Origin of the sequence: Eudoraea adriatica DSM 19308, assembly GCF_000382125.1 — a bacterium.
Classification (GTDB): Bacteria; Bacteroidota; Bacteroidia; order Flavobacteriales; family Flavobacteriaceae; genus Eudoraea; species Eudoraea adriatica.
The window spans coordinates 384,349-407,258 of the sequence record NZ_KB907547.1 but is presented as its reverse complement, the minus strand read 5'-3'; the positions used below and the strand labels follow the sequence as shown (position 1 = coordinate 407,258).

Genomic DNA, 22,910 nt, shown 5'->3' with positions numbered 1-22,910 from the left:
CATAAGTTAAGCTATGAGTTCAGAAATTTTTGAATAAACTAAATCTCTTTCCCATCCTCTGTAGAATAAATAATCTGCCAGTTTCTTTCTCCGTTTTTGCAAATTAGCTTCTTTGATTTGATGTAATCTCTTTCTGGCCAACCAATCTAATTTTTGTAGATAATCTTCTTCATCTATTTCGTCCATAGCCAGTTTTATATTGAATTTTGAGATGTTTCGTCGTTGTAATTCTCCTACGATTTTTACTTTACCCCAATTTTTGAAGTTAAATTTCCCTCTGGCAAAACTTCTGGAAAATCGCTCTTCATTTAAAAAATCATTTTTAATTAAATGTGTAATAATAAGATCTGTTGCCTCGGGGATCATTCCAATTGTCTGTAATTTCGTAATAACTTCCAAATGGCAGCGCTCCTGATACATGCAATACCTTTCCAACTTCTTTGTTACTTCATTTACTGTATAAGACTTACGGGAATAATTCATACCAATGTTGCAGAGGTTAGTTTTTTAGATACTATAGATAACAGTTCCTGATTATTACTTCTATTTCTAAGGAATGGTTCTGATTTCAATAATAGGATCGTTGGAATGGTAGAATATTTGATTTTCATCTGTAGTTATCTCTGCTTTACCTTTTATTAGTTCATAATTTTCATTTTCTGTTTTTGGCAGCACTACTTCCAAAGTCCAGTCACTTTCAGATTGCGTTACTTTCACAGCAATTGATTTGTCTTTTTTCTCATAAAAAACTGATATTTTATTTTCTGCGACCATCACGTTTTCTATACTAGCAGAATTCCATTCTTCAGGCATTTGAATCTTAATCTGAATCCTTTTTTCTGATGCCACAGGTTGGATACCAAAAAATTGATGAATTATCGGAATTGCATAACTATAGATATTCCAGGCTTGGGTAATCATTCCATAATCGGGTGAAACCTCATATATACTGCCGGGAAGGGCATAACTAAAGGTGCGTGTCATCCTTTTAAGGTAATTTAATGCCTTGTCAGGCCTGCCATAGTTATTTTCCGCAATTGCCTGAACCCCTGTTGGAAGTGTCATTACCGCACCTGTATATGAAAAGACTTTACTTCCTTTAAAAGAGCCATCATCTGAACCCGCAGAAGCATCTCTGTCTATGCCGGTTACAAAAACGCCAAAAGGATTTACAAAATTTTCAGAGGTTTGCAGCGCTTTTAATGCTTTCTCTTCTTCTGCAATTTTCATTTCCATTGGGGTATTTACAACCCAGTTGTGATGCAGGACAAATGGCCTTAGTGTTTTAGACGGATTTTCAATGATAGATTTTTTAGTCTCTTTTAATTCCTCAATTGCCCAGGGTTTATTAAGGGTATCTGCTCTTATTATTGCATCTTCTATTAAATGCAAAGCTTGTTCATCAGTTCCAATAAAGTCGGCATAAGAGTTAAATTCTTCAGACCAAAACTCCAAATTTATTTTATCTTTTAAAGTGTTGGCTATCTTACTATAATCTAATGCTAATGAATCTTCTTTTAGTTCAATTGCCATTTTAGCAGCATCAGCAAAAGCTCTTTGAGTATAAACTGCTACATCTATCATTTCGCTATCAAGACCATGTATTTCCATCATACCGAAGCCATCAGGAAATAAATTTTTGTTGGCATCATTTTCAGACATTAACCAGTTTAGTCCTTTCCTGACTGTTGGAAAGTACTTTTCCAAAAAAAATATATCCCCGTTCCAGAGATATATCTGCCAGATTAATGACGCAAATTGTGGAGTTTCGTTAATGTTTCCCTTATTAAAAACAGTTCCATTTGTGGACATTTCATGAAGGATTCTGCCATTTCCATTAACGCTATTGGAAACACTGTCCAAAAGATGAATTGTTTGGTATACAATATCTCTTTGACCAATAGCCATATAGCCTTGCAGGGCATATTCGCTATCTACTCCAAACCACCAGGGATAATCCGGAATTCCTGCGGTTATTCCTCTTCCAATTTCAGGGACGTCTCTTATTAGCCAATCACAATTGTATTTGAGCCATTCAAAGGCATTTTGTAATTCCTTATCAGGAATTGTAAGTTTGGATTGTTCTGCAAGCGTACTGTACCTTTGTTTTTTAGCTATTAGATAACTAATGCCTTTATTCTGAATTGAATCATAGGTGGCCAATGCTTGTTCTCTGGACTGATATGAACCCGCTATGGTAAAATTAATTATTTGAATTTCATCAGGCTGCAGGGATATTTCATAAGTCAAATTGCCTGAAATACCGAGGCCGGGACGATGGCTTTTTTCAGAACTGTATTTAGAGGGGGGTATAGAAGTGCCAAAAGCAACGTACCATGGATTTTGATTGTCCTTCATTAACCAAGTTCCTGTATTAGTAACAAATTCAGCCTTATCTTCACTGTCTATCATCCCGGTTCGCTCTCCAAGCCAAACGGGTCTGAGATCGGAGTCCCCTCTGAATAAAAAGTCAAAGTTTTGTGTTTTCTCCGACAGGTTTTTCAATTTATATTGAATCAGAATCCCTTCCTTGCCATCAGGCACAAACTGAAACCTTTCAATTTGCAGATTATTTTTACTTAGATCATATAGATGCTTATTTGCAAAAGGATAGTTAACAAAAGATGTTGCCGAATCCAGTTTTAAAGTCAGATCATCCCAATTGAGGCTTACTTCAAAACCATCCATTAATTTTATCGGGTGATCCCATACACCTCCCATTTCACCTTTTACATGCCATCCCAAATCAGGAAAAGTACCATTTTGGTGACCAACCATATATAATCTATCTCCGGCTGTTACATATGGAGAATTTAAATAGTCTTTTTTACCTTTTATATGGGGACTGTCTTCAACTACTTTGGAAAAATCACCAGTAACAGGATTGGAGGTACACGAATGAATCAGTATTAAAATTAATAAAACTATACTAGTAGGATTTTTCATAATTTAAGTATTATCTCCTTTCCTGGAAACAAATTTAGCAATAACCATGAATATCTAATTAAGGCAGATATTAGATACTACTTATGTGATAGTACAAATTTTTTGCTTAGCGCATTTTATCATGTATCATTTAAGGGCAAAAAAAAAGCGACTCCGTTTTGGAAGTCGCTTTTTTTATCTAATGGTTTTGCCATCTTTATCTTTAAAATGGTATTCGAGATATGTATAGGCATCTCTTGGTTGAATTTTTATCCATTTTTTGTGTTCCATAAACCATTTGGAACGATGTGATGGGAATCCTTTGGTCAAATAAGCTGCAATAAAAGGGTGTGTATTCAACACAATTCCTTTATCCTTTGCAGGTCCTTTCATTATTCTTTCAAGCTCTACATTCATTTTTTCAATTAAAACAATGGGAGCCTCTACTTCCTGGTCCTGTCCACTGGGATTTGTCTCCGTTGTCTTAATATTAACTTCGGGACGAACTCTTTGCCTTGTAATTTGTATAAGACCAAACTTGCTGGGCGGCAATATTTTATGTTTGGCTCTGTCCTCTTTCATCTCATCTCTTAGATGATTAAAAAGTTTTCTTCTGTGATCGGACTTGACCATGTCTATGAAATCGACAACAATGATACCACCCATATCCCGCAATCGTAATTGCCTTGCAATTTCTGAGGCAGCCAATAAGTTAACTTCCAAAGCAGTATCTTCTTGATTCTTTGCTTTGTTCGAACGATTACCGCTATTCACATCTATTACATGAAGTGCTTCGGTATGTTCTATTACCAGATAGGCTCCTTTACTCATGGACGCCGTGCGCCCAAAAGATGTTTTGATCTGCCTTTCTATACCAAATTTCTCATAAATTGGCACAGAAGAATTATACAACTTAACTATAGATTCTTTTTTCGGTGCAATCTCTTGCACATAATCTTTAATCTGTTCATAAAGCGTCTCATCATCAACATGTATTCCGCTGAAGGTATCATTAAAAACATCTCTTAATATAGAAGAAGCTCTATTTAGCTCAATCAATACTTTCGAAGGTGTCGGCGCTTTATACAATTTCTTACACATTGCTGTCCACTTGTTCAGCAAGTTCTGAAGATCTTTATCTAATTCCGCTACTTTTTTGCCTTCTGCAACTGTTCTTATAATTACCCCAAAACCTTTTGGTTTTATGCTTTTAACAAGCCTTTTAAGTCTGTCTTTCTCTTCATTGCTTCCTATTTTTTGTGAAACGGAAACACGATCTGAAAAAGGAACCATAACCAAATATCTACCGGCTATGGAAAGTTCCGAACTAATTCGGGGACCTTTTGTTGAAATGGGTTCTTTAACAATTTGCACTAAAAGAGACTGATTGGCTTTGATTACATTATTAATGCTGCCATGCTTATCAATATCTTTTTCGAATGGAAAGTTTTTAAGGGAATAATCTTTTAATTTCCCCGTACTCACTAATTTAATAAACTTCAGCATGCTGGATAATTGCGGACCTAGATCATGATAATGCAAAAAGGCATCTTTTTCATAACCTACATTAACAAAAGCAGCATTGAGACCGGTAACCGGTTTCCTGACTTTGGCGATTAGAATATCACCAACATTGAATTTATTGTCGTCTTCATCTTTGTGAAGTTCTATGAGTTTTCCATCATTTAATAAGGCAAAATCAACGGTATTAGAATTAGATCTTACGATTAATTCTCTATTCACCTGATTCAATTTATATTCGTCGCATATGTGATCTGACGAATGGATTAAACAATAGTTGTCACAGGTTGTATAAACCCGTTGAAATTCTTTTTTGAATTTCTATGTCAATGAACGTATAAAATGAAAAAGTAGTTAGACAACTACTTCTTCTTGTGGCGGTTAGCTCTCCTTCTTTTTTTTCGTTTGTGGGTAGCTACCTTATGTCTTTTTCTTTTTTTACCACTCGGCATGAAACTATACTTTTTGTTGCTGTTATTATTTTACTTGTACGTTGCTTTTTACTCCTTCTACAAAGACCTTAGCAGGTTTAAATGCCGGAATGTTGTGAGCTGGTATTTTGATAGTAGTATTCTTAGAAATATTTCTACCAGTTTTTTCTGCTCTTGTTTTGATAATAAAACTGCCAAATCCTCTGAGATATACATTATCTCCATTTTCCAGGGAAGATTTTACTTCTTCCATAAAACTTTCAACAGTTGCTTGTACGTCTCCTTTTTCTATTCCCAGTTTTTCTGAGATTCTGGATACAATGTCCGCTTTTGTCATTTTAATATTTTAGATTTCTGTAAGTTTTTCAAGCGTGCAAATATATAAATTAAATTCATTCTTTCATCTTAATGAGCTAATTTTAAGTATATAAACTCTTACTTTTGTTCCTTAGTATTTAAGTGATGACGTTTTCAAACAAAATTCTTCATTGGTATTCTGAAAACAAAAGGTCACTCCCCTGGCGCACTACTACTCATCCATACAACATATGGCTATCTGAAATTATGCTGCAGCAAACAAAGGTAGCTCAAGGAGTGCCTTATTACATTAAATTCGTTAAACAATTCCCAACCGTTTTTGACTTAGCGGATGCTAGTGAAGAAGAAGTTTTAAAACTTTGGCAGGGGCTTGGATACTATTCTCGCGCCAGAAACCTGCATTTTACTGCTAAAAAAATAGTGAAAGAATATAATGGGCACTTTCCTGAGACTTATGAAGGATTAATGAAATTAAAAGGGGTTGGAGATTATACTGCAAGTGCCATAGCCTCCATAAGCTTTAACCAACCAGAGCCGGTTGTAGATGGAAATGTCTATAGAGTATTATCCAGGTATTTTGGTATTGACATTCCCATAAATGTATCCAGGGGAATATCATATTTTAAAAATTTGGCCCGAAAAGTATTAAGCCATGAAAACATACGAGATTATAATCAGGGAATTATGGAATTTGGCGCCATTCAGTGCACACCAAAAAAGCCTTTTTGCTTATCCTGCCCTTTAAATGAAAAATGCGTGGCATTTCAGACTAATAGTATTGAGAAATACCCGGTAAAGCTAAAAAAGGGGGATATTAAAAAGAGGTTTTTTAATTATCTGGTTGTTCTGGATGATGATGGAAAAACGCACCTCATAAAAAGAACAGGGAAAGATATTTGGCATAATTTGTATGAATTTCCACTCCTGGAAACGCCAGAAGAAATAAGCGTTAATGAAATAAAACATAGACTGCCGGAAATTCTGACCCTTCAGGAACCACAGCATGTATACCAGTCATCTGATAAAATCATCGTACATAAATTGTCTCATCAGCATTTGTATACGAAGTTTTGGATAGTTAAAACAAAAGACCGGCTGCCGAATGGATTGTCCTCTAAAGAACTGGATAAATACCCCGTTCCTGTTTTAATTGAAGAGTTTATAAAAACACTTAAAAATTCGTACTTTTGAAATAATTAAAATATTATGAGCGGAACATTGAATAAGGTGATGCTAATAGGGCATCTGGGAGACGAAGTAAAAATGCATTATTTTGAGGGAGGCAATTGTATTGGGAGATTCCCTATTGCTACTAATGAGACTTATACCAATAAACAAACCGGTGAAAAGGTTACTAATACGGAGTGGCACAATATTGTTGTTCGCAATAAAGCCGCAGAAATATGTGAAAAATACCTTAGCAAAGGAGATAAAATATATGTCGAGGGAAGATTAAAAACAAGGCAATGGCAGGGAGAAGATGGAAATACCAGATACACTACTGAGGTAAATGTTCAGGATTTCACTTTTCTGTCTACCAAAAAGGAAAGTATGGCCAATGATGCCGGGAATACACCAAAGACTCAGCCGGCATCGGGAACTTCGCAACCGAAAACTTCCATAGAAGTACAACCTGTCAATGAACAGGAGCAGGATGATGATTTACCGTTCTAAACAACTAAAAGTAAATTTTGACTATTGGATCCTGACCCCCTTAGTTTATTCTTAAACCTTTCAATAATTGACGGCACTTTTGTATTAAAAATTATAATACTATTGGTGCTCTTAATTAGTTCTGCCCTTATTTCAGGTGCTGAGGTGGCTTTTTTTGGGCTCTCACCAACAGATTTAAATGAGATAGAAGAAAAGAAGACTGTAAGAGGAAAAATAGTCATTAAACTTTTAATTCGTCCCAAAAAACTTCTTGCGACTATCCTGATTGCCAATAATGCCATAAATATTGGCATAGTACTTTTATTTAATTCTATTGGAGACATATTATTTTCAGAAATTAATTATCTGCTTTTTGGTTTAATATCCGTTCGTTTTTTATTGGAAGTACTGGTAGCCACTTTTTTAATTTTAATGTTTGGTGAAATACTCCCGAAGATTTACGCAAATAGAAATAGACTTCAGTTTTCCATCTTTATGGCATATCCCTTAAAAATGCTTGATTTCCTATTTACCCCTCTAAGTTCTCCGATGCGTTCTGCTACCATATTTATCTATAACAAATTAGGAAAACAAAAGTCTAGCCTAAGTGTAGATCATCTTTCCCAGGCTCTTGAACTTACATCTGAAGGAGATACAACAAAAGAAGAGCAAAAAATTTTAAAAGGAATAGTTTCTTTCGGTAACACCGACACAAAACAGGTGATGAGGCCCAGGTTAGATATTTTCGCTTTAAGCGAAGACATGAAATTTACAGAGGTTTTAGAAGAAATAAAGAATCATGGTTATTCCAGAATCCCGGTATTTTCAGAAAATATGGATAATGTCCTGGGAGTTCTTTATGTTAAGGATTTACTACCTTATATAGACAGGAAAAATTTTAATTGGTTAACTCTGATCAGAGAACCCTATTTTGTTCCTGAAAATAAAAAACTCGATGACCTTCTGCTGGAATTTCAGGATAAAAAAAATCATTTGGCGGTTGTTGTTGACGAATATGGCGGAACTTCAGGCATTGTTACATTAGAGGATGTAATTGAGGAAATTGTTGGGGATATCTCAGACGAATTTGATGATGAAGATCTGATATATTCAAAACTCGATGACTTTACTTATATATTTGAAGGTAAAACTACCCTGAAAGACTTTTACAGGGTTACAAAAATCAAAAATGAAGAAGACTTCGAGTCACAAAAGGGTGAATCTGAAACGATAGCAGGGTTTGTTCTGGAGATAGCCGGAAGTTTTCCTAAAAGGGGAGAAATAGTTTCTTATATGGACTACCAGTTTTTGGTTGAGAGTCTGGATAAGAAACGATTGAAGCAAATTAAAGTTACTTTACCTCATGAATAGTAAATCATATTTATATATTCTAATACTCAGTATATTTTTGGTTTCATGTGGCGATGACCACCTCCCAAAACCAAAAGCCATGCTTCGCTTAGAATATCCTGAGTCGTCTGCAGATAGGCTGGTTTCAGAGAAATTTATATTTGAACATAACGCAACGGCACAGGTAAAAAAGGGTAAAAACTTTTCTGTTACCCTGGACTACCCTTTAATGAAAGGCTCTATTTTTATTACCTACAAAGAAGTGAACAATAATCTGGAGGAATTACTGCGAGATGCTCAAAAACTATCTTATGAACACGTGGTTAAGGCTGACAACATAACGGAACAGCCTTTTATAAATAAGAAAGACAGCGTGTACGGGATGTTCTACGAAGTTTCAGGGGATGCCGCATCGCAGGCACAATTTTATGTTACAGACAGCACACGTCATTTTGTGACAGGATCTCTTTATTTCAGAGCGAAACCGAACTATGATTCTATTTATCCAGCCGCTATATATTTACAAAAGGATATAAGGAGAATAATGGAATCTCTTCGTTGGAATGAATAAACTTAAACCTGGCTTCTGCTTAGGAAAGATTGTTAATAGATGTATAGAAATCAGCTTCTCGACTGCCATGACAGGATAAAACCATATATTCATCGTACACCTGTGTTAACATCCCGTTTATTGAATGAGATTTCGGGGGCAAAATTGTTCTTTAAATGTGAGAACTTTCAGCGTATGGGGGCCTACAAAATGAGAGGAGCAACTAATGCCATCTTGCTATTATCAGAAGAAGAAAGAGCCAAAGGTGTTGTTACGCATTCATCCGGTAATTTTGCACAGGCACTCTCCCTTGCAGCTCAAAGTCTTGATGTAAAGGCTTATATAGTTATGCCATCAAATGCGCCCAAGGTTAAAAAGGCAGCGGTTAGTCAATATGGTGGTCACATTGTGGAATGTGACCCAACAATTGAGTCGCGAACTGCGGCTGCAAACAAAATTGCTCTGGAAACAGGAGCTACTTTTATTCACCCTTCAAATGATATGAATGTAATAATCGGACAAGGAACGGCTGCCATGGAATTGTTGGAGGATTATCCCGGACTGGACTATATTTTTGCTCCTGTAGGAGGGGGAGGGTTAATAGCCGGCACGGCATTGTCAGCGCATTATTTTGGAGATAACTGCAAAGTTGTTGGTGGTGAACCATTTGAGGCAGACGATGCCTATCGCTCATTCCATAGCGGCAAGATAGAATCAAATGATACTACCAATACTATTGCCGATGGATTAAAAACAGTTTTAGGAGACAATACATTTCCAATAATCCGAAAATATGTTCACGACATTATACGTGTCACTGAAGATGAAATTATTAGTGCTATGCGCCTTATCTGGGAGCGCTTAAAGATTATTGCAGAACCTTCTAGTGCCGTTGCTCTTGCAGCTGTGATCCGCGAAAAGGATGATTATCGGGGAAAATCCGTGGGAATAATAATTTCAGGGGGTAATGTAGATTTGAATCAATTGCCTTTTTAATCGTTATTCGAGCAATTTTTCGGCATTTTTAATACTGGTATTGATCTGATCTTTTAGAGCTATTACCTTCTCCTCTTCCTCATTTAACCACATTTTTTTTTCTTCTGTTAATTCTGCACCATTCAGAATTTCATCCGAAGTAAAACGATCACCAAATCCTTTCATCCAATCCATCATAGATTTATGAGCAGCTTGTAAATCTTTCATGGCTACTTCATAAGCAATCCCACTTTCTGTGGAGTCTACTTTTGGCTTTAGTTCGGCTACGAGTTTTCCAATTGTTCCCATTTTGGGCATCACTTCGTCATGTATAGCCATAACCTCTTTCATTTGTGTAAGTGTATCTTCAGCTTCCTTTTTTTCTTTACAGGAAAAAAGAAACACCAAAGTTAGTAAGGTAAAAATCACATATCTAGTTTTCATGATCGATGGTTTTCAGATCACAAAATTAAGAAAAACTACGGCCTTATTCCACGAAAAAGCACCTCTAATTTGAGGTGCTCATGTTAATATTAAAAATAATAGAATTCTAGTTAAAATCTTCTTCTGACACCTCCACATTGATTGCAGCTTCCAGCAATTTGGTCTCAATCATTTGTGGTCCCATAGAACCAATTCTAACAGAAGGAAATTTTATGCCGTCTACTACCTTATAGTCCTTATAAATAATTTCCTGATTCTGCGTTTGACCATTCATGTTAATTACCGTGGCTTCTTTTACTTTTAGACCGGATTCCACATCGTAAAAATATGTTGCCTGAACTGTTGACCCCGGAACTTCAATTTTATACGCTGCTTTTCCATCTACCTTTTCTGTTCCTGTAAGTTTCGCTTTGTTGCTTAAGGCTATTCCCTGTTCTGGAAAAATTCCTATGGTAGCTTTCATATCCTGCTGCATTTCAGGGGGTAATGGAACTTTGTTGCCGCCCTGTTTCATATATAATTCATCTCCTTTTGCAATGACTCCCATCATTGGAGCATCATCCATAAAGGTAGTTTGCGCATATTTGTCGGTGGTCCTCTTTTCCTCGGTTTTTATCGTTGACCCCATCGCAGACCCTTCGTAAACCAGTTTCAAGGATTGTATCTTGTCCACCTGGGCTTTGCCGCCGATTGCCTCAAAATAGGAATCCAGAACACTTTGCACATTAACACCCTCTGGCATGTCAATGTCATAATTTGGTTTTTCTACAGTGTTCGCATATTTATCATAATAGTTCACAGGAAGCATTCTGCCATTAAAAGGAATATTTTCCAGACTTTCAATTACTTCACTTCCTTTGCCGGCTACCACGATCCTTGCATTTTTAATTTGGAAGTATTTCTCAGCGGCTTTCTGAACATCTTCAACGGTAATTGCATTTATGCGTTCCAAATACGTCTTGTAAAAATCCCTGGGGAGGTCTTCAGTTTCAATATTCAGAGCATACCTGGCTATTGTAGAAGGCTTTTCCAGGGCCAATACAAAACTTCCTGTATATACCGATTTCGCTATTTCCAATTCCTCTTCAGAAATTGGGTCTGCAATAATTTTGTCTATTTCACTTAATAATTCCACAATTGCACTGTCCGTAACTATATTTCTTACTGAAGTAAATGCCTTAAATGTAGAAACCCCATATTTGTTGTCGCCAAGTCCTGATCTTGCATAATACGTAAACGCTTTGTCTTCTCTTAAATTCTGCTCAAGGCGACTAACAGATGCACCGCCTAAAATGAAGTTAGCAATCTTGGCTGAAAGGTAATCTTCATCCTTCATTTTAAGATTAACCAGATTTTCAACGGTCACTTCCGATTGCACTGCATTAGGCACATCCACAAAGTTGACCTGAGTATACTGCACGTCTAACGGTTCTGAATATCCTAATGAAGGTGGTGATGCTTTTACCCAATCGTCAAAATTTTTGGTAACTAATTCCTTAGCCTCGTCAAACTTTACATCCCCGATTATTACCAGGTAGGCATTGGCCGGAACAAACAATTCCCTGTAAAACCTTTCAACATCTTCCAGGGCAACATTGTTTACCGTTTCCTCGGTGGCAAATTCACCATTTGGATGATTGACGCCGTAAGCCAGAGCATTCTGAACTCTTCTGGCAATTGCGGAAACATCTTTTTCCTCAGATTTTAATGCTGTAATTAATTTGGCCTTTTCTTTATCAAATTCTTCCTGGGTAAAATTTGGATTTATAGCTGCATCCGCCATGAGTTCTAAAATCCTTGGAAAATATTTGGATAGAGATGAGGCGAAAGCACTTTGAAATCCATAGCTTATTCGCGCGCCGAGAAAATCTATTTCTTCGTTAAAATCATCTTTGGAAATAGTTTTACTGCCGTTCCCCAGCAAACTTCCGGTAAGGATAGAAACTCCGGCTTTCCCTCCTTCCGCAACAGGTGGGTTGTCTATTGTAAGCTGAATGGAGACCCTGGGTAGTTTATTATTCTCAACAACCAAAACTTTAAGGCCGTTGGGAAGTTCAAAACGTTGGGGATCTTTAAGGTTAATCTCAGGGGCAGGCCCTGGCTCAGGCATATTACTTCTGTCTACCTGGGCATTAAGGGTAATTGCTGTTAATGCAATTACGATTGTAAAATATAATTTTTTCATATTTTCAATTGTCAATATTTTCTTTTGGTAAATAATTTATGATGACCCTTTGATTGGTATTCAAATATTTATTGGCCACTGCCTGTATCTCCTCCCTTGTGATAGAACGGTAAATATCAATTTCTTTGTTTATTAATTCCGTATCGCCATATAACAAATAATTCCGTGCCAAAGAGTTGGTTATCCCTTCTATACCAGAATTGGAGTTCACAAAATTATTTTCAAATTTGTTCTGTAATTTTTGATAATCTTTTTCAGAAATCAATTCTGAACGCACTTTGGAGATTTCTTCTTCCATTTCTTCAACGAGCACATCCAATGCAGTTTCGCCAACAGGCAGCGCATAGACCAAATACATACCATAATCCTCCTGATCAAGATTTATAGCCCCTACCTGAACCCCTTGTTTTTGTTCATCAACTATTTTTTTGTATAGTTTGGAGCTCTTACCATCACTTAAATAAGCAGATAACATATTAAGGACATACGCATCTCTATCTCTGAACCCGGGAATTCTATAGGCCGTTCCCACTAAAGGTATTTGGATATTGATATCATAGGCATTAACTAATTCTTCTACAGTTATTGGTGTTTCTTTTGGATAATCTCTCACCACATCTTCGCCTCTTGGGATTTCAGCAAAATAGTCGGAAACCATTTTCCTGGTTTCAGCGATGTCTATATCGCCGGCAACAACTAATACTGCATTATTGGGGACATAGTACTTTTTGCTGTAAGCAATTACATCCTCAAGGGTGGCGGCATCCAGATCTTCCATATAGCCTATATTCGGATCCTTGTAAGGATGAACTTTAAAAAGGCTTTTTCCTAAAACTGTGGTTAATTGTCCATATGGCGAATTATCAACCCTAAGCCTTTTTTCTTCCTTAACAACCTCTTGTTGGGTATCTACCCCCTTTTGGTCTATAATGGGATGCAACATTCGTTCAGATTCCATCCACAAACCCAATTGCAAATTGTTTGAAGGTAAAATCACATAATAATAGGTTCTATCCTGCGAAGTATTGGCATTAAAAGTGCCACCCCTAGAGGAAACAATTTCCCGCCAGGTTCCTGTCTCAATATTTTCTGTACCCTCAAACAGCAGATGTTCAAAGAAGTGAGCAAATCCCGTGCGGCCTTCAGTGCGGTCTTTTCCACCAACATGGTACATCACTGCTGTGGTAACTACAGGAGCTGTATTATCCTGATGCAGAATAACATGAAGCCCGTTATCCAGATCATATTCCTGATACATGACTTCTTGTGCCTGGATGGCAGCAAAAGCCATAAAGGCAACAAAAGTTGTATAAAAATTCCTTTGCATAAAAATTTATTTATGGGTTGATTTATGTACTTGATTAAATGAATTTACAGGACTGCAATATAATTTTTTCGGGCTTATTTGAAGGAAAACCCTGCTTCTTTAACAAGATATTATATGATAATTAGCCAATATTCACTATTTTAAGGGAAATACAAATAAAAATAAGAAGATGAAAAGAATTGCCCTTCCCATCCGTTTTGGAATTGCAACCAGTGGGAGTTTAATTGCATATTTTTTGATTTTATCCTTGTTTGGTCTTCATACCAATGTATTTTTTAGTCTTTTTAATGGGGTGATTACCGGTTTTGGGATTTATGAGGCTATAAAATATTTCAGACTTCAGGAAAAATATAACTTCAACTATGGGGTAGGATTTAAGGCAGGAATGGTAACCGGTGTTGTGGCTACGCTTATTTTTACCTTCTTTTTTGCGTTCTATGCCACTGAAATTAACACAGAATTCCTAAAAGAACTTTCAACCAGCTGGTTTAATAATTTCAAAAATTTTGAAGGAATCGTATTCTTCACTGTGGCAATAATGGGTTTTGCTACTACCCTGGTATTAACACTTGCTTTTATGCAGCTGTTCAAAACTCCAAAAGACCTTAAGAAAAAATCTGTTTAGAACAAAAAAACTCTTGTGATTTCCCAATTTAGCAGTATATTTGCACCCGCCTTTAAGGTGCCATAGGCATTTATTTTGTTAAAAAGCGCTTTCAGAGGGAAATAATAATATTTAATTTTACGCTATGTATGCAATTGTAGAAATAGCAGGGCAGCAATTTAAAGTTGCAAAAGACCAAAAAGTGTATGTTCACCGCTTACAGGAAGACGAAGGAAAGAAAGTTTCTTTTTACAATGTGCTTTTATTGGAAGATGGTAAAAACATTACAATTGGCGCCCCAGCTATAGACGGAGCCGCAGTAGAGGCTAAAGTCGTTAAACACGTTAAAGGTGACAAAGTTATTGTCTTTAAAAAGAAAAGACGTAAAGGTTATCGAAAGAAAAACGGGCATCGCCAGTATTTAACAGAGTTGGTAATTGAAGGTATTACAGCTAAGGGTGCTAAAAAAGTTACGGCCAAGGCAGAAACTAAAAAAGAAGCTCCTGTAAAGGAAACACCCGTTAAAAATGCAGCTCCGAAGGCAGAAGCTCCAAAGGCTAAGGTTGAAAAAGCAAAGGCAGCACCAGCAGCTAAAGAAGCAATTGACTTAAGCAAAAAGACGGTCGCAGAATTAAAGGAAATGGCTAAAGCTAAAGGAATATCAGGTATTTCTTCCATGAAAAAGGCTGACCTTATTGAGGCATTGAATAAATAAAATAATAACTAATACGGGCCCAGGCTTGGTATAAAAAATAATATCATGGCACATAAAAAAGGTGTAGGTAGTTCTAAAAACGGTAGAGAATCAGAATCGAAACGCTTAGGGGTTAAGATTTTTGGTGGACAAGCAGCTATTGCAGGAAATATTATTGTAAGACAACGCGGAACCAAACACAATCCAGGTAATAATGTCTACGCAGGTAAAGATCATACCTTACATGCTAAGGTAGACGGACTGGTAAAGTTTCAAAAGAAAGCAGGCGGAAAATCTTATGTTTCTATAGAGCCTTTTGAGGCATAATACTCAATTGAATAACTCAAAATAAAAACCCATTATGTTTTCATAATGGGTTTTTTGTTTTCCAATAATAAATACTAATCCTAATACCTGTAATAGTCTGGCTTATAAGGTCCCTGGACTTCAACGCCAATATATGTTGCCTGATCTTTACCTAATTCCGTTAGTTCAGCGCCTAAACGTGATAAATGCAATTTAGCAACTTTTTCATCTAAATGCTTAGGTAGCATATATACTTTATTTTCATAGTTATCACTATTTTTCCAAAGTTCTATTTGAGCGAGAGTTTGGTTTGTAAAAGAATTGCTCATAACAAAACTTGGATGACCTGTGGCACATCCTAAATTTACCAATCGGCCTTCAGCAAGCACTATAATGTCCTTTCCGTCAATCGTATATTTATCTACCTGAGGTTTAATCTCATCCTTTGTTTTACCATAAGTATCATTTAGCCAGGCCATATCTATTTCATTGTCGAAATGCCCAATATTACAAACGATAACTTTATCGCGCATAGCCCTAAAATGTTCTTCCCTGATAATATCCTTATTTCCGGTAGCAGTAATCACAATGTCCGCGTTCCCTACCACATTATCCAGAGTTTTAACCTCATACCCGTCCATACAGGCCTGTAATGCGCAGATAGGATCTATCTCTGTAACTGTCACAATGGCTCCGGCCCCTCTGAAGGAAGCTGCAGTACCTTTTCCAACATCACCATAACCCGCAACTACAACACGTTTTCCTGCCAGCATCGTATCCGTAGCCCTGCGAATAGCATCAACCGCACTTTCTTTACAACCGTATTTATTGTCAAATTTGGATTTGGTAACCGAATCATTCACATTAATGGCAGGCATGGGCAATACACCATTTTTATAACGCTCGTATAATCTGTGAACTCCTGTTGTTGTTTCTTCTGAAAGACCTTTTATTCCCGATGTCAGTTCTGGAAATTGATCCAGTACCATATTGGTAAGATCACCTCCGTCATCCAGGATCATGTTAAGCGGCTTCCGTTCTTTGCCGAAAAACAGGGTTTGTTCAATACACCAATCAAATTCCTCCTCATTCATACCTTTCCATGCATAGACAGGTATCCCTGCAGCTGCTATGGCCGCAGCGGCATGATCCTGAGTGGAAAAAATATTACATGAACTCCATGTAACCTCTGCACCCAGAGAAGTAAGTGTTTCTATCAATACGGCGGTTTGTATGGTCATGTGAAGACATCCCGCAATACGCGCACCTTTCAGGGGTTGTTCATTTTTATATTCTTCGCGCAATGCCATTAGCCCAGGCATCTCCGCTTCGGCTAATTTAATTTCTTTTCTTCCCCATTCTGCCAATGAAATGTCTTTCACCTTAAATGGTACGTATGGAACAGTTTTAGTTTGCATATCTTTTTTATTTTTTACATTCGCCTAACAGAAATTCTGTTAAAATTTTCAGAAAGTAAAGGTAATGAAAACTTTAAAAATAATATGCCTCTTTACAAAACTATTACCGTTAACCCAAGAATTAAGTTATACATCTGGAAGGTTACTGAATCTGAGAAGGAACTTTCCTTGAATATTAACCTCACTAACCCATGTCAGCAAAGGATGGATGGCATGAAATCTGAATTGCACAGGAGGGCATTTTTAAGTATCAGGCATTTGATGGGACTTGCGGGCTATGTTGACCAAGACCTGTTTTATGACCAGGCTGGTAAGCCACATTTAAAAGATGGAAAACACATCTCCATTACGCATTCATATCAATTTACAGGAATAATCATAAGTCAGGATGATGAAGTTGGTATTGATATTGAAAAGCAACGCGACAAAATAGCCATCATTGGTCACAAGTTCACTCCTATGGAAGATTATGCAGGGATTGTAAGTCCGATAGAACTGGTAAAAAAACTCACCATTATTTGGGGAGCAAAAGAATCTCTCTATAAGATATATGCCACGCATGGGCTAAGCTTTATGAATCATATTTATATCCATGATTTTAAAAAGACGGATAGTTCTACCACCGGACTTATAAAGTATCAGGGTTCTCTTACTAACTATTCTATTTCTTTCCTCGAATTTGAAGGATTTACCTGCGTTTATGCAATAAAAAAATAAGCTTGATAGTAAACCAGCTTTAAATTTAATTTACAAACTATGGATATATCTGTTGAATTAACATTAACCCCACTTCAGGATAATTATGAAGAATTAATTATAAATTTCATCAAAAAATTACGGGACTCAGGGTTAACTATCCGGGAAAACCCTTTAAGCACCCAGATTTACGGAGATTATGATAGTATAATGAATCTGCTTAATAAAGAAATTAAACTTGCTTTGGAATTAATGGAAAATGGGTTATTGTACATCAAAATCGTAAAATCAGACCGAAGCCATTATGAGCCAAATTTTTGATTGGGTTTTTGCCCAATATCAGGACACCCCAACTTTTATAGTCATTCTTGAAATGATAGGTGTTGTCTTTGGAATTTTGAGTGTTTGGTATGCGAAAAGAGAGAACATCCTAGTATTTCCCACAGGTATTATAAGTACGGGTATTTTTGTATATATATTATGGGTGTTTGGGTTATTGGGTGATATGCTGATAAACGCTTATTATTTTTCCATGAGTATTATTGGATGGTATTTCTGGACACGAAAAGTAGATGATGACCATTTTATACCTATTACCAGAACCAACAAGCAGGAGAAAAAATGGTCTGTACTGCTCTTTGTTGGTGCTGTTTTTTTTGTTTTTCTGGTTTATTCCTTTTTTGATAAATTTAATAGTTGGACGGCCTATGTGGATACCCTTACCACTGCCATCTTCTTTGTAGGGATGTGGCTTATGGCCAAAAAGAAACTGGAAAACTGGACGTATTGGATTATTGGTGATATAATTACAGTTCCTTTATATTTGTATAAAGGACTTATTTTCACATCACTTCAATATTTATTATTTACCATAATTGCCATATACGGCTATATGGCATGGAAGAAAAACTTAAACAAAAGCCCGCTAACATTACTAAAGTAGTCCTTTTTGGACCAGAGTCTACCGGTAAGACAACTTTGGCTAAGGAACTTGCTCATCATTACAAAACAGAATGGGTGCCTGAATATGCTCGTGAGTATTTGCAGGAAAAGTGGAATAAGGAAAAAAAAACCTGTGAGCCACAGGATTTGATCCCTATTGCGGAAGGTCAGATTCGTTTGGAAAATTATTTGACAAAAAAAGCAAATAGGCTTCTAATTTGCGATACGGATTTATTGGAAACCAAAGTATATTCTGAAGCTTACTACCTGGGTTATTGTGATCCTGTTTTGGAAAAATACGCTTTGCAGAATATATACGACCTTTACCTTCTTACTTCAATAGACATTCCTTGGAAAAAAGACGACCTTAGGGACAAACCGAATGAACGGGAGCGCATGTTTCTTTATTTTAAAGATACATTGGAAAAGTATAATAAGAATTTTGTTATTTTAAATGGAGATAACAAAAAAAGGCTTTCACAGGCTATTAAATCTATCGATAAATTACTGGACAAATGATTGAGTTTTTACCCAAGGATTTGAAACAACTAGAAGAAAAAGGAATCTCAAAAGAAAAGGTTCTTGATCAGATAGAGATATTTAAGCAGGGGATACCCTTCGTAAGGTTGGAAAAGGCCGCAATTGTATCGGATGGGATTAAAAAATTAACCAAGGCCAGGGAGAAAATATTAGTTAGTAAGTTCGAAGAGCTAAAAGGGCTTTTAAGCTTACTCAAATTTGTCCCGGCATCCGGTGCAGCATCCAGGATGTTTAAATCGCTCTTTAGCTTTTTAGAGCATTACGATCCCGACAGGGAAAGTGTAGATGCCTATATAGAGCGATTAAATGAAACAGATTTGAGGACATTTTTCAAACATATTAAAAAATTCCCTTTTTATGGGATAGTCCAAAAACGACTAAAAAATAGAGCCGGTTCGGGTAATGACGATAAATATCTTTTTGTAAGTGAAATGTTGCGGGAAGATGGTCTCAATTATGGTTTTTATCCAAAAGGGCTTTTACCCTTTCATAATTATGGGAAATTTACAGCCACTCCATTTGAGGAGCATTTAAAGGAAGCTTCCGCATATGCTGCAGTAAACAATAAAGCAAAATTACATTTTACCATTTCAGAGCAACACCAGGCCTTTTTTAATGAAGAATTTAAAACCGCAGGACCGAGGGTGTCAGAAGCTACAAAAACAGAATTTGATGTTACTTATTCAAATCAAAAAGCCTCTACAGATACTATAGCCGTTACCCTGGATAATGAGCCGTTTAAGAAGGAAGATGGGTCAGTTTTATTCAGACCCGGTGGACATGGAGCACTTATTGAGAATTTAAATGAGCAAAATGCGGATATTATTTTTATTAAAAACATAGATAATGTAGTCGTTCCCGAACACGAAGCTGAACTTGCGTTTAGTAAAAAAGTGCTTGCCGGATTACTTCTGGAAGTACAGCAAAAAGCATTTGCCTATGCTGATCAGTTAGATAGAAATGATATTACCGGGGAACAACTACATGAAATTAAAATATTTTTAGAAAATGATCTGAATGTCAGGTTTTTAGATAGTTTTTCAAGTTTTAGCATCTCAGAGCAGTTAGAAATATTAAAAGATAAAATAAACAGGCCCATACGCGTTTGCGGAATGGTTAAGAATGAAGGCGAACCGGGTGGTGGCCCTTTTTGGATTAGGGATGCCCATGCACATATTTCATTGCAAATCGTAGAATCTGCACAAATTGATAGCTCAGATGAGGCTCAAATGAGCATTTTAAAAAATTCCACACATTTTAATCCGGTAGATATTGTCTGTGGTGTAAGAAACTTTAGGGGTGAGAAATATAACCTTTCGAATTTTGTTGATACCAAACAGGGATTTATTACGCTAAAAACACAAGAAGGCAAAGAACTAAAGGCTTATGAATTACCGGGCCTTTGGAATGGTGCAATGGCCTTTTGGAATACAATATTTGTTGAAGTTCCCTTACTCACATTTAATCCGGTAAAAACAGCCAACGATCTTCTAAAGCCCACACATCAGGTTACATAATTGAAGAAGATCTCTTTATCCCATAAAAACGGTTTTTCCAGTCTGTGAACCTTTTTAATTTATGGAGTTTTATTATGAAAAATGAAACTACCATCGTAACTTTGAATCATCTCAAAAGGGGTGCGAACTCCTGAAAAAAGTATTAAGTAGAATAGTATTCTCGAAATACAATTTTTATAATACTTTCAGGATAAGCTGAGATTATACCCAATGAACCTGGGCAGGTAATGCTGCTAAGGGAGGCGAAATTCGCCACTTGGATTTTTTCCTGTTTCTTCAGAAAAAAAAGAATCATAAAAATAAGAATAGAACCCCTTTTATTCGTGTAATTGAACTACGGATGAAGGCTGTTATTGCATTATTATTTTTAGTAGGTTTTGGAGTAAATACGTATTCCCAACAAAAAGAATCTGATACGACTGCCCTTGAAAAAATTGTATTGGATGAGGTTTTTGTTTCAGCCATACGGGTTACTCAAGAAATTCCTGTAACCTTTTCGGACTTAGCAAAGGAAGAAATAATGCCCAGGAATCTGGGTCAGGATATCCCTATTCTTATGAACTTTTTACCTGCAGTAGTAACAACTTCAGATGCCGGAGCAGGGGTGGGGTATACGGGCATACGCGTTAGAGGAAGTGATGCTACCCGGGTTAATGTAACTATTAATGGAATACCTTATAACGATTCTGAATCGCATGGTACGTTTTGGGTGAATTTACCGGATTTTGCCTCGTCTACAGAAAGCTTGCAACTACAAAGGGGCGTTGGAACGTCAACTAACGGTGCCGGGGCTTTTGGAGCCAGTTTAAATATTTTGACAGATGCAACATCATCCGAAGCATATGGACATATTTCCTCCTCCTATGGCAGCTTTAATACGTTGCGTAACAACATTAAGTTTAGCACAGGATTGTTAAATGAACATATTGAAATTTCAGGGAGATTATCCAGAATAACATCTGATGGCTATATTGACAGGGCTTCTTCTGAACTCGATTCCTATTTTTTACAAGGCTCTTATATTGATGATAATACGTTAATAAAAGCGCTCCTTTTCGGAGGGCACGAAGTTACTTACCAATCGTGGTTTGGCATTGACGCGGAAACACTTGCCACGGATAGAACATTTAACCCGGCCGGGATATATACGGATGAAAATGGGGATATACAATTTTATGACAGGGAAGAAGATAATTATAAACAAGATCATTTTCAATTACTTTGGAATGAGACAATTTCTCCTTTATGGAGCACCAATATTGCATTTCATTATACCTATGGACGTGGCTACTTTGAACAATTCAGGGAGGATGATGATTTTGCAACTTATGGATTCTCACCAATCTTGGTAAACGGAGAATTGGTAAATACTACGGACTTAGTGAGGCGCCGCTGGCTTGATAATGATTTTTACGGAACTGTATTTTCAGTTAAATATGATAAAGACAGAGTGAACCTTATCCTTGGAGGAGGATGGAATTCCTATAATGGCGATCATTTTGGTGAAGTAATCTGGGCCCGATTTGCTGGTAATAGCATGATTAGGGATAGATATTACGATGACGATTCCAAAAAAACAGATTTTAATATGTTTGGAAAAATTAACTATGAGATTTTTGAAAAGTGGAGACTTTTTGGGGATTTACAATTTAGAACTGTCAGCTATGAGGCAAATGGGGAAGACACCGGAATTGTCGATGATACGTTTAATTTCTTTAACCCTAAACTTGGGGTCACCTATGACCTTAATGCCAATAATAATTTATATCTCTCCTATGCGGTAGCCAATCGTGAACCAAACAGGAATGATTATGAGAATGGCAACCCTAAACCAGAGAGACTAAATGACCTTGAACTTGGCTGGAGATATGTCTCACCTTCTGTTCAGGTGAGTACCAATGTATATTATATGAGATATAAAGATCAGTTGGTACTAACCGGAGAATTGAATGACGTTGGTGCCCCACTAAGGGCAAATGTGGGAGACAGTTACCGCCTGGGTCTTGAAGTAGATGCAAATATGGATATTGGCAGGCACTTTAAATTACAACCAAATATAGCCCTTAGTTCAAATAAAAATATTGATTTTGTTTTTCAGAGAGATGGTGAGCTACAGGATTTGGGGAATACCAATATTGCTTACTCTCCTGAAATAGTGATAGGTAACATACTTACTTATTTGCCAGATGAACAATTTCAAATGTCATTATTGACTAAATATGTTGGAAAACAATTTATGGCAAATATTGATGCCGAAAGCTCTGTTCTTGAAGACTATTCACAAACAGATTTTAATATACAATACACTTTTAATACAAACTCATTCGTGAAAAGCATTGTGTTCTCAGGACTGATTAACAATATTTTTGATGCAAAATATGTATCCAATGGCTACTTTTTTACTTTTGATGACGATTTTTCCAATCCTGGAGCCATAACCACTATTGAAGGAGCCGGGTATTATCCGCAGGCAGGGATAAACTTTCTGTTGGGAGCAACGTTCAACTTCTAGGG

Annotated in this window: 22 protein-coding genes; 14 read left to right on the top strand and 8 right to left on the bottom strand. The window is 36.7% G+C overall.

Annotation, left to right across the window (positions count from 1 at the left end):
* Positions 1 to 6 precede the first annotated feature (6 nt).
* From G504_RS0105470 to G504_RS0105455, 4 genes are all read right to left on the bottom strand, one after another.
* Positions 7 to 483, bottom strand: a complete 477-nt coding sequence (locus G504_RS0105470) for a regulatory protein RecX (RefSeq protein ID WP_019669142.1) — start codon at positions 481 to 483, stop codon at positions 7 to 9.
* Between the two features lie 66 nt (positions 484 to 549).
* Complete coding sequence (locus tag G504_RS0105465) at positions 550 to 2,946, bottom strand: glucosidase family protein (RefSeq protein ID WP_019669141.1); 2,397 nt, start codon at positions 2,944 to 2,946, stop codon at positions 550 to 552.
* A gap of 174 nt (positions 2,947 to 3,120) precedes the next feature.
* Positions 3,121 to 4,668 (bottom strand): Rne/Rng family ribonuclease, encoded by a 1,548-nt coding sequence (locus tag G504_RS0105460; RefSeq protein WP_026348418.1) that lies wholly within the window; start codon positions 4,666 to 4,668, stop codon positions 3,121 to 3,123.
* A 255-nt stretch (positions 4,669 to 4,923) separates the two neighbouring features.
* Positions 4,924 to 5,214, bottom strand: coding sequence for an HU family DNA-binding protein (locus G504_RS0105455; protein WP_019669139.1), 291 nt, complete (start codon positions 5,212 to 5,214; stop codon positions 4,924 to 4,926).
* A 125-nt stretch (positions 5,215 to 5,339) separates the two neighbouring features.
* On the opposite strand from G504_RS0105455, the gene mutY reads away from it, so the two are divergent.
* The 5 genes from mutY to G504_RS0105430 are packed head-to-tail and all read left to right on the top strand — an operon-like array spanning position 5,340 to position 9,744.
* Positions 5,340 to 6,386 (top strand): A/G-specific adenine glycosylase, encoded by a 1,047-nt coding sequence (gene mutY, locus G504_RS0105450; protein WP_019669138.1) that lies wholly within the window; start codon positions 5,340 to 5,342, stop codon positions 6,384 to 6,386.
* A 15-nt stretch (positions 6,387 to 6,401) separates the two neighbouring features.
* Positions 6,402 to 6,869, top strand: a complete 468-nt coding sequence (locus tag G504_RS0105445) for a single-stranded DNA-binding protein (protein WP_019669137.1) — start codon at positions 6,402 to 6,404, stop codon at positions 6,867 to 6,869.
* 24 nt (positions 6,870 to 6,893) lie between these two features.
* Entirely contained in the window at positions 6,894 to 8,219 is a 1,326-nt protein-coding gene (locus tag G504_RS0105440; protein ID WP_019669136.1) for a gliding motility-associated protein GldE, read from the top strand.
* Entirely contained in the window at positions 8,212 to 8,769 is a 558-nt protein-coding gene (gldD, locus tag G504_RS0105435; protein WP_019669135.1) for a gliding motility lipoprotein GldD, read from the top strand. The genes G504_RS0105440 and gldD overlap by 8 nt, the downstream gene beginning before the upstream one ends.
* A 39-nt stretch (positions 8,770 to 8,808) precedes the next feature.
* The gene (locus tag G504_RS0105430; protein WP_026348417.1) at positions 8,809 to 9,744 is read left to right on the top strand and encodes a pyridoxal-phosphate dependent enzyme; all 936 of its coding nucleotides are present in this window, start codon (positions 8,809 to 8,811) and stop codon (positions 9,742 to 9,744) included.
* A gap of 3 nt (positions 9,745 to 9,747) precedes the next feature.
* Here G504_RS0105430 and G504_RS0105425 read toward each other — a convergent pair whose 3' ends face one another.
* The 3 genes from G504_RS0105425 to G504_RS0105415 form a co-directional block, all read right to left on the bottom strand.
* Complete coding sequence (locus tag G504_RS0105425; RefSeq protein WP_019669133.1) at positions 9,748 to 10,167, bottom strand: hypothetical protein; 420 nt, start codon at positions 10,165 to 10,167, stop codon at positions 9,748 to 9,750.
* Between the two features lie 106 nt (positions 10,168 to 10,273).
* Complete coding sequence (locus G504_RS0105420) at positions 10,274 to 12,352, bottom strand: insulinase family protein (protein ID WP_026348416.1); 2,079 nt, start codon at positions 12,350 to 12,352, stop codon at positions 10,274 to 10,276.
* Between the two features lie 4 nt (positions 12,353 to 12,356).
* Positions 12,357 to 13,679, bottom strand: coding sequence for a M16 family metallopeptidase (locus G504_RS0105415; RefSeq protein WP_019669131.1), 1,323 nt, complete (start codon positions 13,677 to 13,679; stop codon positions 12,357 to 12,359).
* 169 nt (positions 13,680 to 13,848) lie between these two features.
* Between G504_RS0105415 and G504_RS0105410 the strand changes: the two genes are divergently transcribed.
* The 3 genes from G504_RS0105410 to rpmA all read left to right on the top strand — a co-directional run bounded on the left by G504_RS0105410 (position 13,849) and on the right by rpmA (position 15,304).
* Positions 13,849 to 14,304: a DUF4199 domain-containing protein gene (locus G504_RS0105410; protein WP_019669130.1), complete on the top strand. Its 456-nt coding sequence runs from the start codon at positions 13,849 to 13,851 to the stop codon at positions 14,302 to 14,304.
* A gap of 124 nt (positions 14,305 to 14,428) precedes the next feature.
* A complete protein-coding gene (gene rplU / locus G504_RS0105405; protein ID WP_019669129.1) occupies positions 14,429 to 14,998 on the top strand; it encodes a 50S ribosomal protein L21 in 570 nt (189 codons plus the stop codon).
* A gap of 45 nt (positions 14,999 to 15,043) precedes the next feature.
* Positions 15,044 to 15,304: a 50S ribosomal protein L27 gene (rpmA, locus tag G504_RS0105400; protein ID WP_019669128.1), complete on the top strand. Its 261-nt coding sequence runs from the start codon at positions 15,044 to 15,046 to the stop codon at positions 15,302 to 15,304.
* 80 nt (positions 15,305 to 15,384) lie between these two features.
* Here the strand turns inward: rpmA and ahcY are convergent, their stop codons facing one another.
* Positions 15,385 to 16,701 carry an adenosylhomocysteinase gene (ahcY, locus tag G504_RS0105395; protein ID WP_019669127.1) on the bottom strand — a complete coding sequence of 439 codons (1,317 nt, stop codon included), beginning with the start codon at positions 16,699 to 16,701 and terminating at the stop codon, positions 15,385 to 15,387.
* A gap of 84 nt (positions 16,702 to 16,785) precedes the next feature.
* Here ahcY and G504_RS0105390 point away from each other — a divergent pair, with 84 nt between their 5' ends.
* The 6 genes from G504_RS0105390 to G504_RS0105365 all read left to right on the top strand — a co-directional run bounded on the left by G504_RS0105390 (position 16,786) and on the right by G504_RS0105365 (position 22,908).
* The gene (locus G504_RS0105390; RefSeq protein ID WP_026348415.1) at positions 16,786 to 17,418 is read left to right on the top strand and encodes a 4'-phosphopantetheinyl transferase family protein; all 633 of its coding nucleotides are present in this window, start codon (positions 16,786 to 16,788) and stop codon (positions 17,416 to 17,418) included.
* Between the two features lie 39 nt (positions 17,419 to 17,457).
* Positions 17,458 to 17,718, top strand: a complete 261-nt coding sequence (locus G504_RS0105385; RefSeq protein WP_019669125.1) for a thiamine-binding protein — start codon at positions 17,458 to 17,460, stop codon at positions 17,716 to 17,718.
* Positions 17,702 to 18,340 (top strand): nicotinamide riboside transporter PnuC, encoded by a 639-nt coding sequence (gene pnuC / locus G504_RS0105380; protein ID WP_019669124.1) that lies wholly within the window; start codon positions 17,702 to 17,704, stop codon positions 18,338 to 18,340. The genes G504_RS0105385 and pnuC overlap by 17 nt, the downstream gene beginning before the upstream one ends.
* Positions 18,295 to 18,858: an AAA family ATPase gene (locus G504_RS0105375; RefSeq protein ID WP_019669123.1), complete on the top strand. Its 564-nt coding sequence runs from the start codon at positions 18,295 to 18,297 to the stop codon at positions 18,856 to 18,858. Before pnuC ends, G504_RS0105375 begins: the two co-directional genes overlap by 46 nt.
* Positions 18,855 to 20,396 (top strand): DUF4301 family protein, encoded by a 1,542-nt coding sequence (locus G504_RS0105370; RefSeq protein ID WP_019669122.1) that lies wholly within the window; start codon positions 18,855 to 18,857, stop codon positions 20,394 to 20,396. Before G504_RS0105375 ends, G504_RS0105370 begins: the two co-directional genes overlap by 4 nt.
* Before the next feature lie 340 nt (positions 20,397 to 20,736).
* Entirely contained in the window at positions 20,737 to 22,908 is a 2,172-nt protein-coding gene (locus G504_RS0105365) for a TonB-dependent receptor (RefSeq protein ID WP_019669121.1), read from the top strand.
* Positions 22,909 to 22,910 lie beyond the last annotated feature (2 nt).

Excerpts from the sequence above, each read along its gene's own strand:
- rpmA (WP_019669128.1), top strand. The coding sequence starts at position 15,044 with ATGGCACATAAAAAAGGTGTAGGTAGTTCTAAAAACGGTAGAGAATCA.
- G504_RS0105375 (WP_019669123.1), top strand. The coding sequence starts at position 18,295 with ATGGAAGAAAAACTTAAACAAAAGCCCGCTAACATTACTAAAGTAGTC.
- G504_RS0105370 (WP_019669122.1), top strand. The coding sequence starts at position 18,855 with ATGATTGAGTTTTTACCCAAGGATTTGAAACAACTAGAAGAAAAAGGA.
- G504_RS0105470 (WP_019669142.1), bottom strand. The coding sequence starts at position 483 with ATGAATTATTCCCGTAAGTCTTATACAGTAAATGAAGTAACAAAGAAG.
- gldD (WP_019669135.1), top strand. The coding sequence starts at position 8,212 with ATGAATAGTAAATCATATTTATATATTCTAATACTCAGTATATTTTTG.
- G504_RS0105425 (WP_019669133.1), bottom strand. The coding sequence starts at position 10,167 with ATGAAAACTAGATATGTGATTTTTACCTTACTAACTTTGGTGTTTCTT.
- ahcY (WP_019669127.1), bottom strand. The coding sequence starts at position 16,701 with ATGCAAACTAAAACTGTTCCATACGTACCATTTAAGGTGAAAGACATT.
- mutY (WP_019669138.1), top strand. The coding sequence starts at position 5,340 with ATGACGTTTTCAAACAAAATTCTTCATTGGTATTCTGAAAACAAAAGG.
- rplU (WP_019669129.1), top strand. The coding sequence starts at position 14,429 with ATGTATGCAATTGTAGAAATAGCAGGGCAGCAATTTAAAGTTGCAAAA.
- G504_RS0105420 (WP_026348416.1), bottom strand. The coding sequence starts at position 12,352 with ATGAAAAAATTATATTTTACAATCGTAATTGCATTAACAGCAATTACC.
- pnuC (WP_019669124.1), top strand. The coding sequence starts at position 17,702 with ATGAGCCAAATTTTTGATTGGGTTTTTGCCCAATATCAGGACACCCCA.
- G504_RS0105455 (WP_019669139.1), bottom strand. The coding sequence starts at position 5,214 with ATGACAAAAGCGGACATTGTATCCAGAATCTCAGAAAAACTGGGAATA.
- G504_RS0105410 (WP_019669130.1), top strand. The coding sequence starts at position 13,849 with ATGAAAAGAATTGCCCTTCCCATCCGTTTTGGAATTGCAACCAGTGGG.
- G504_RS0105445 (WP_019669137.1), top strand. The coding sequence starts at position 6,402 with ATGAGCGGAACATTGAATAAGGTGATGCTAATAGGGCATCTGGGAGAC.
- G504_RS0105465 (WP_019669141.1), bottom strand. The coding sequence starts at position 2,946 with ATGAAAAATCCTACTAGTATAGTTTTATTAATTTTAATACTGATTCAT.
- G504_RS0105385 (WP_019669125.1), top strand. The coding sequence starts at position 17,458 with ATGGATATATCTGTTGAATTAACATTAACCCCACTTCAGGATAATTAT.
- G504_RS0105415 (WP_019669131.1), bottom strand. The coding sequence starts at position 13,679 with ATGCAAAGGAATTTTTATACAACTTTTGTTGCCTTTATGGCTTTTGCT.
- G504_RS0105430 (WP_026348417.1), top strand. The coding sequence starts at position 8,809 with ATGTATAGAAATCAGCTTCTCGACTGCCATGACAGGATAAAACCATAT.
- G504_RS0105365 (WP_019669121.1), top strand. The coding sequence starts at position 20,737 with ATGAAGGCTGTTATTGCATTATTATTTTTAGTAGGTTTTGGAGTAAAT.
- G504_RS0105390 (WP_026348415.1), top strand. The coding sequence starts at position 16,786 with ATGCCTCTTTACAAAACTATTACCGTTAACCCAAGAATTAAGTTATAC.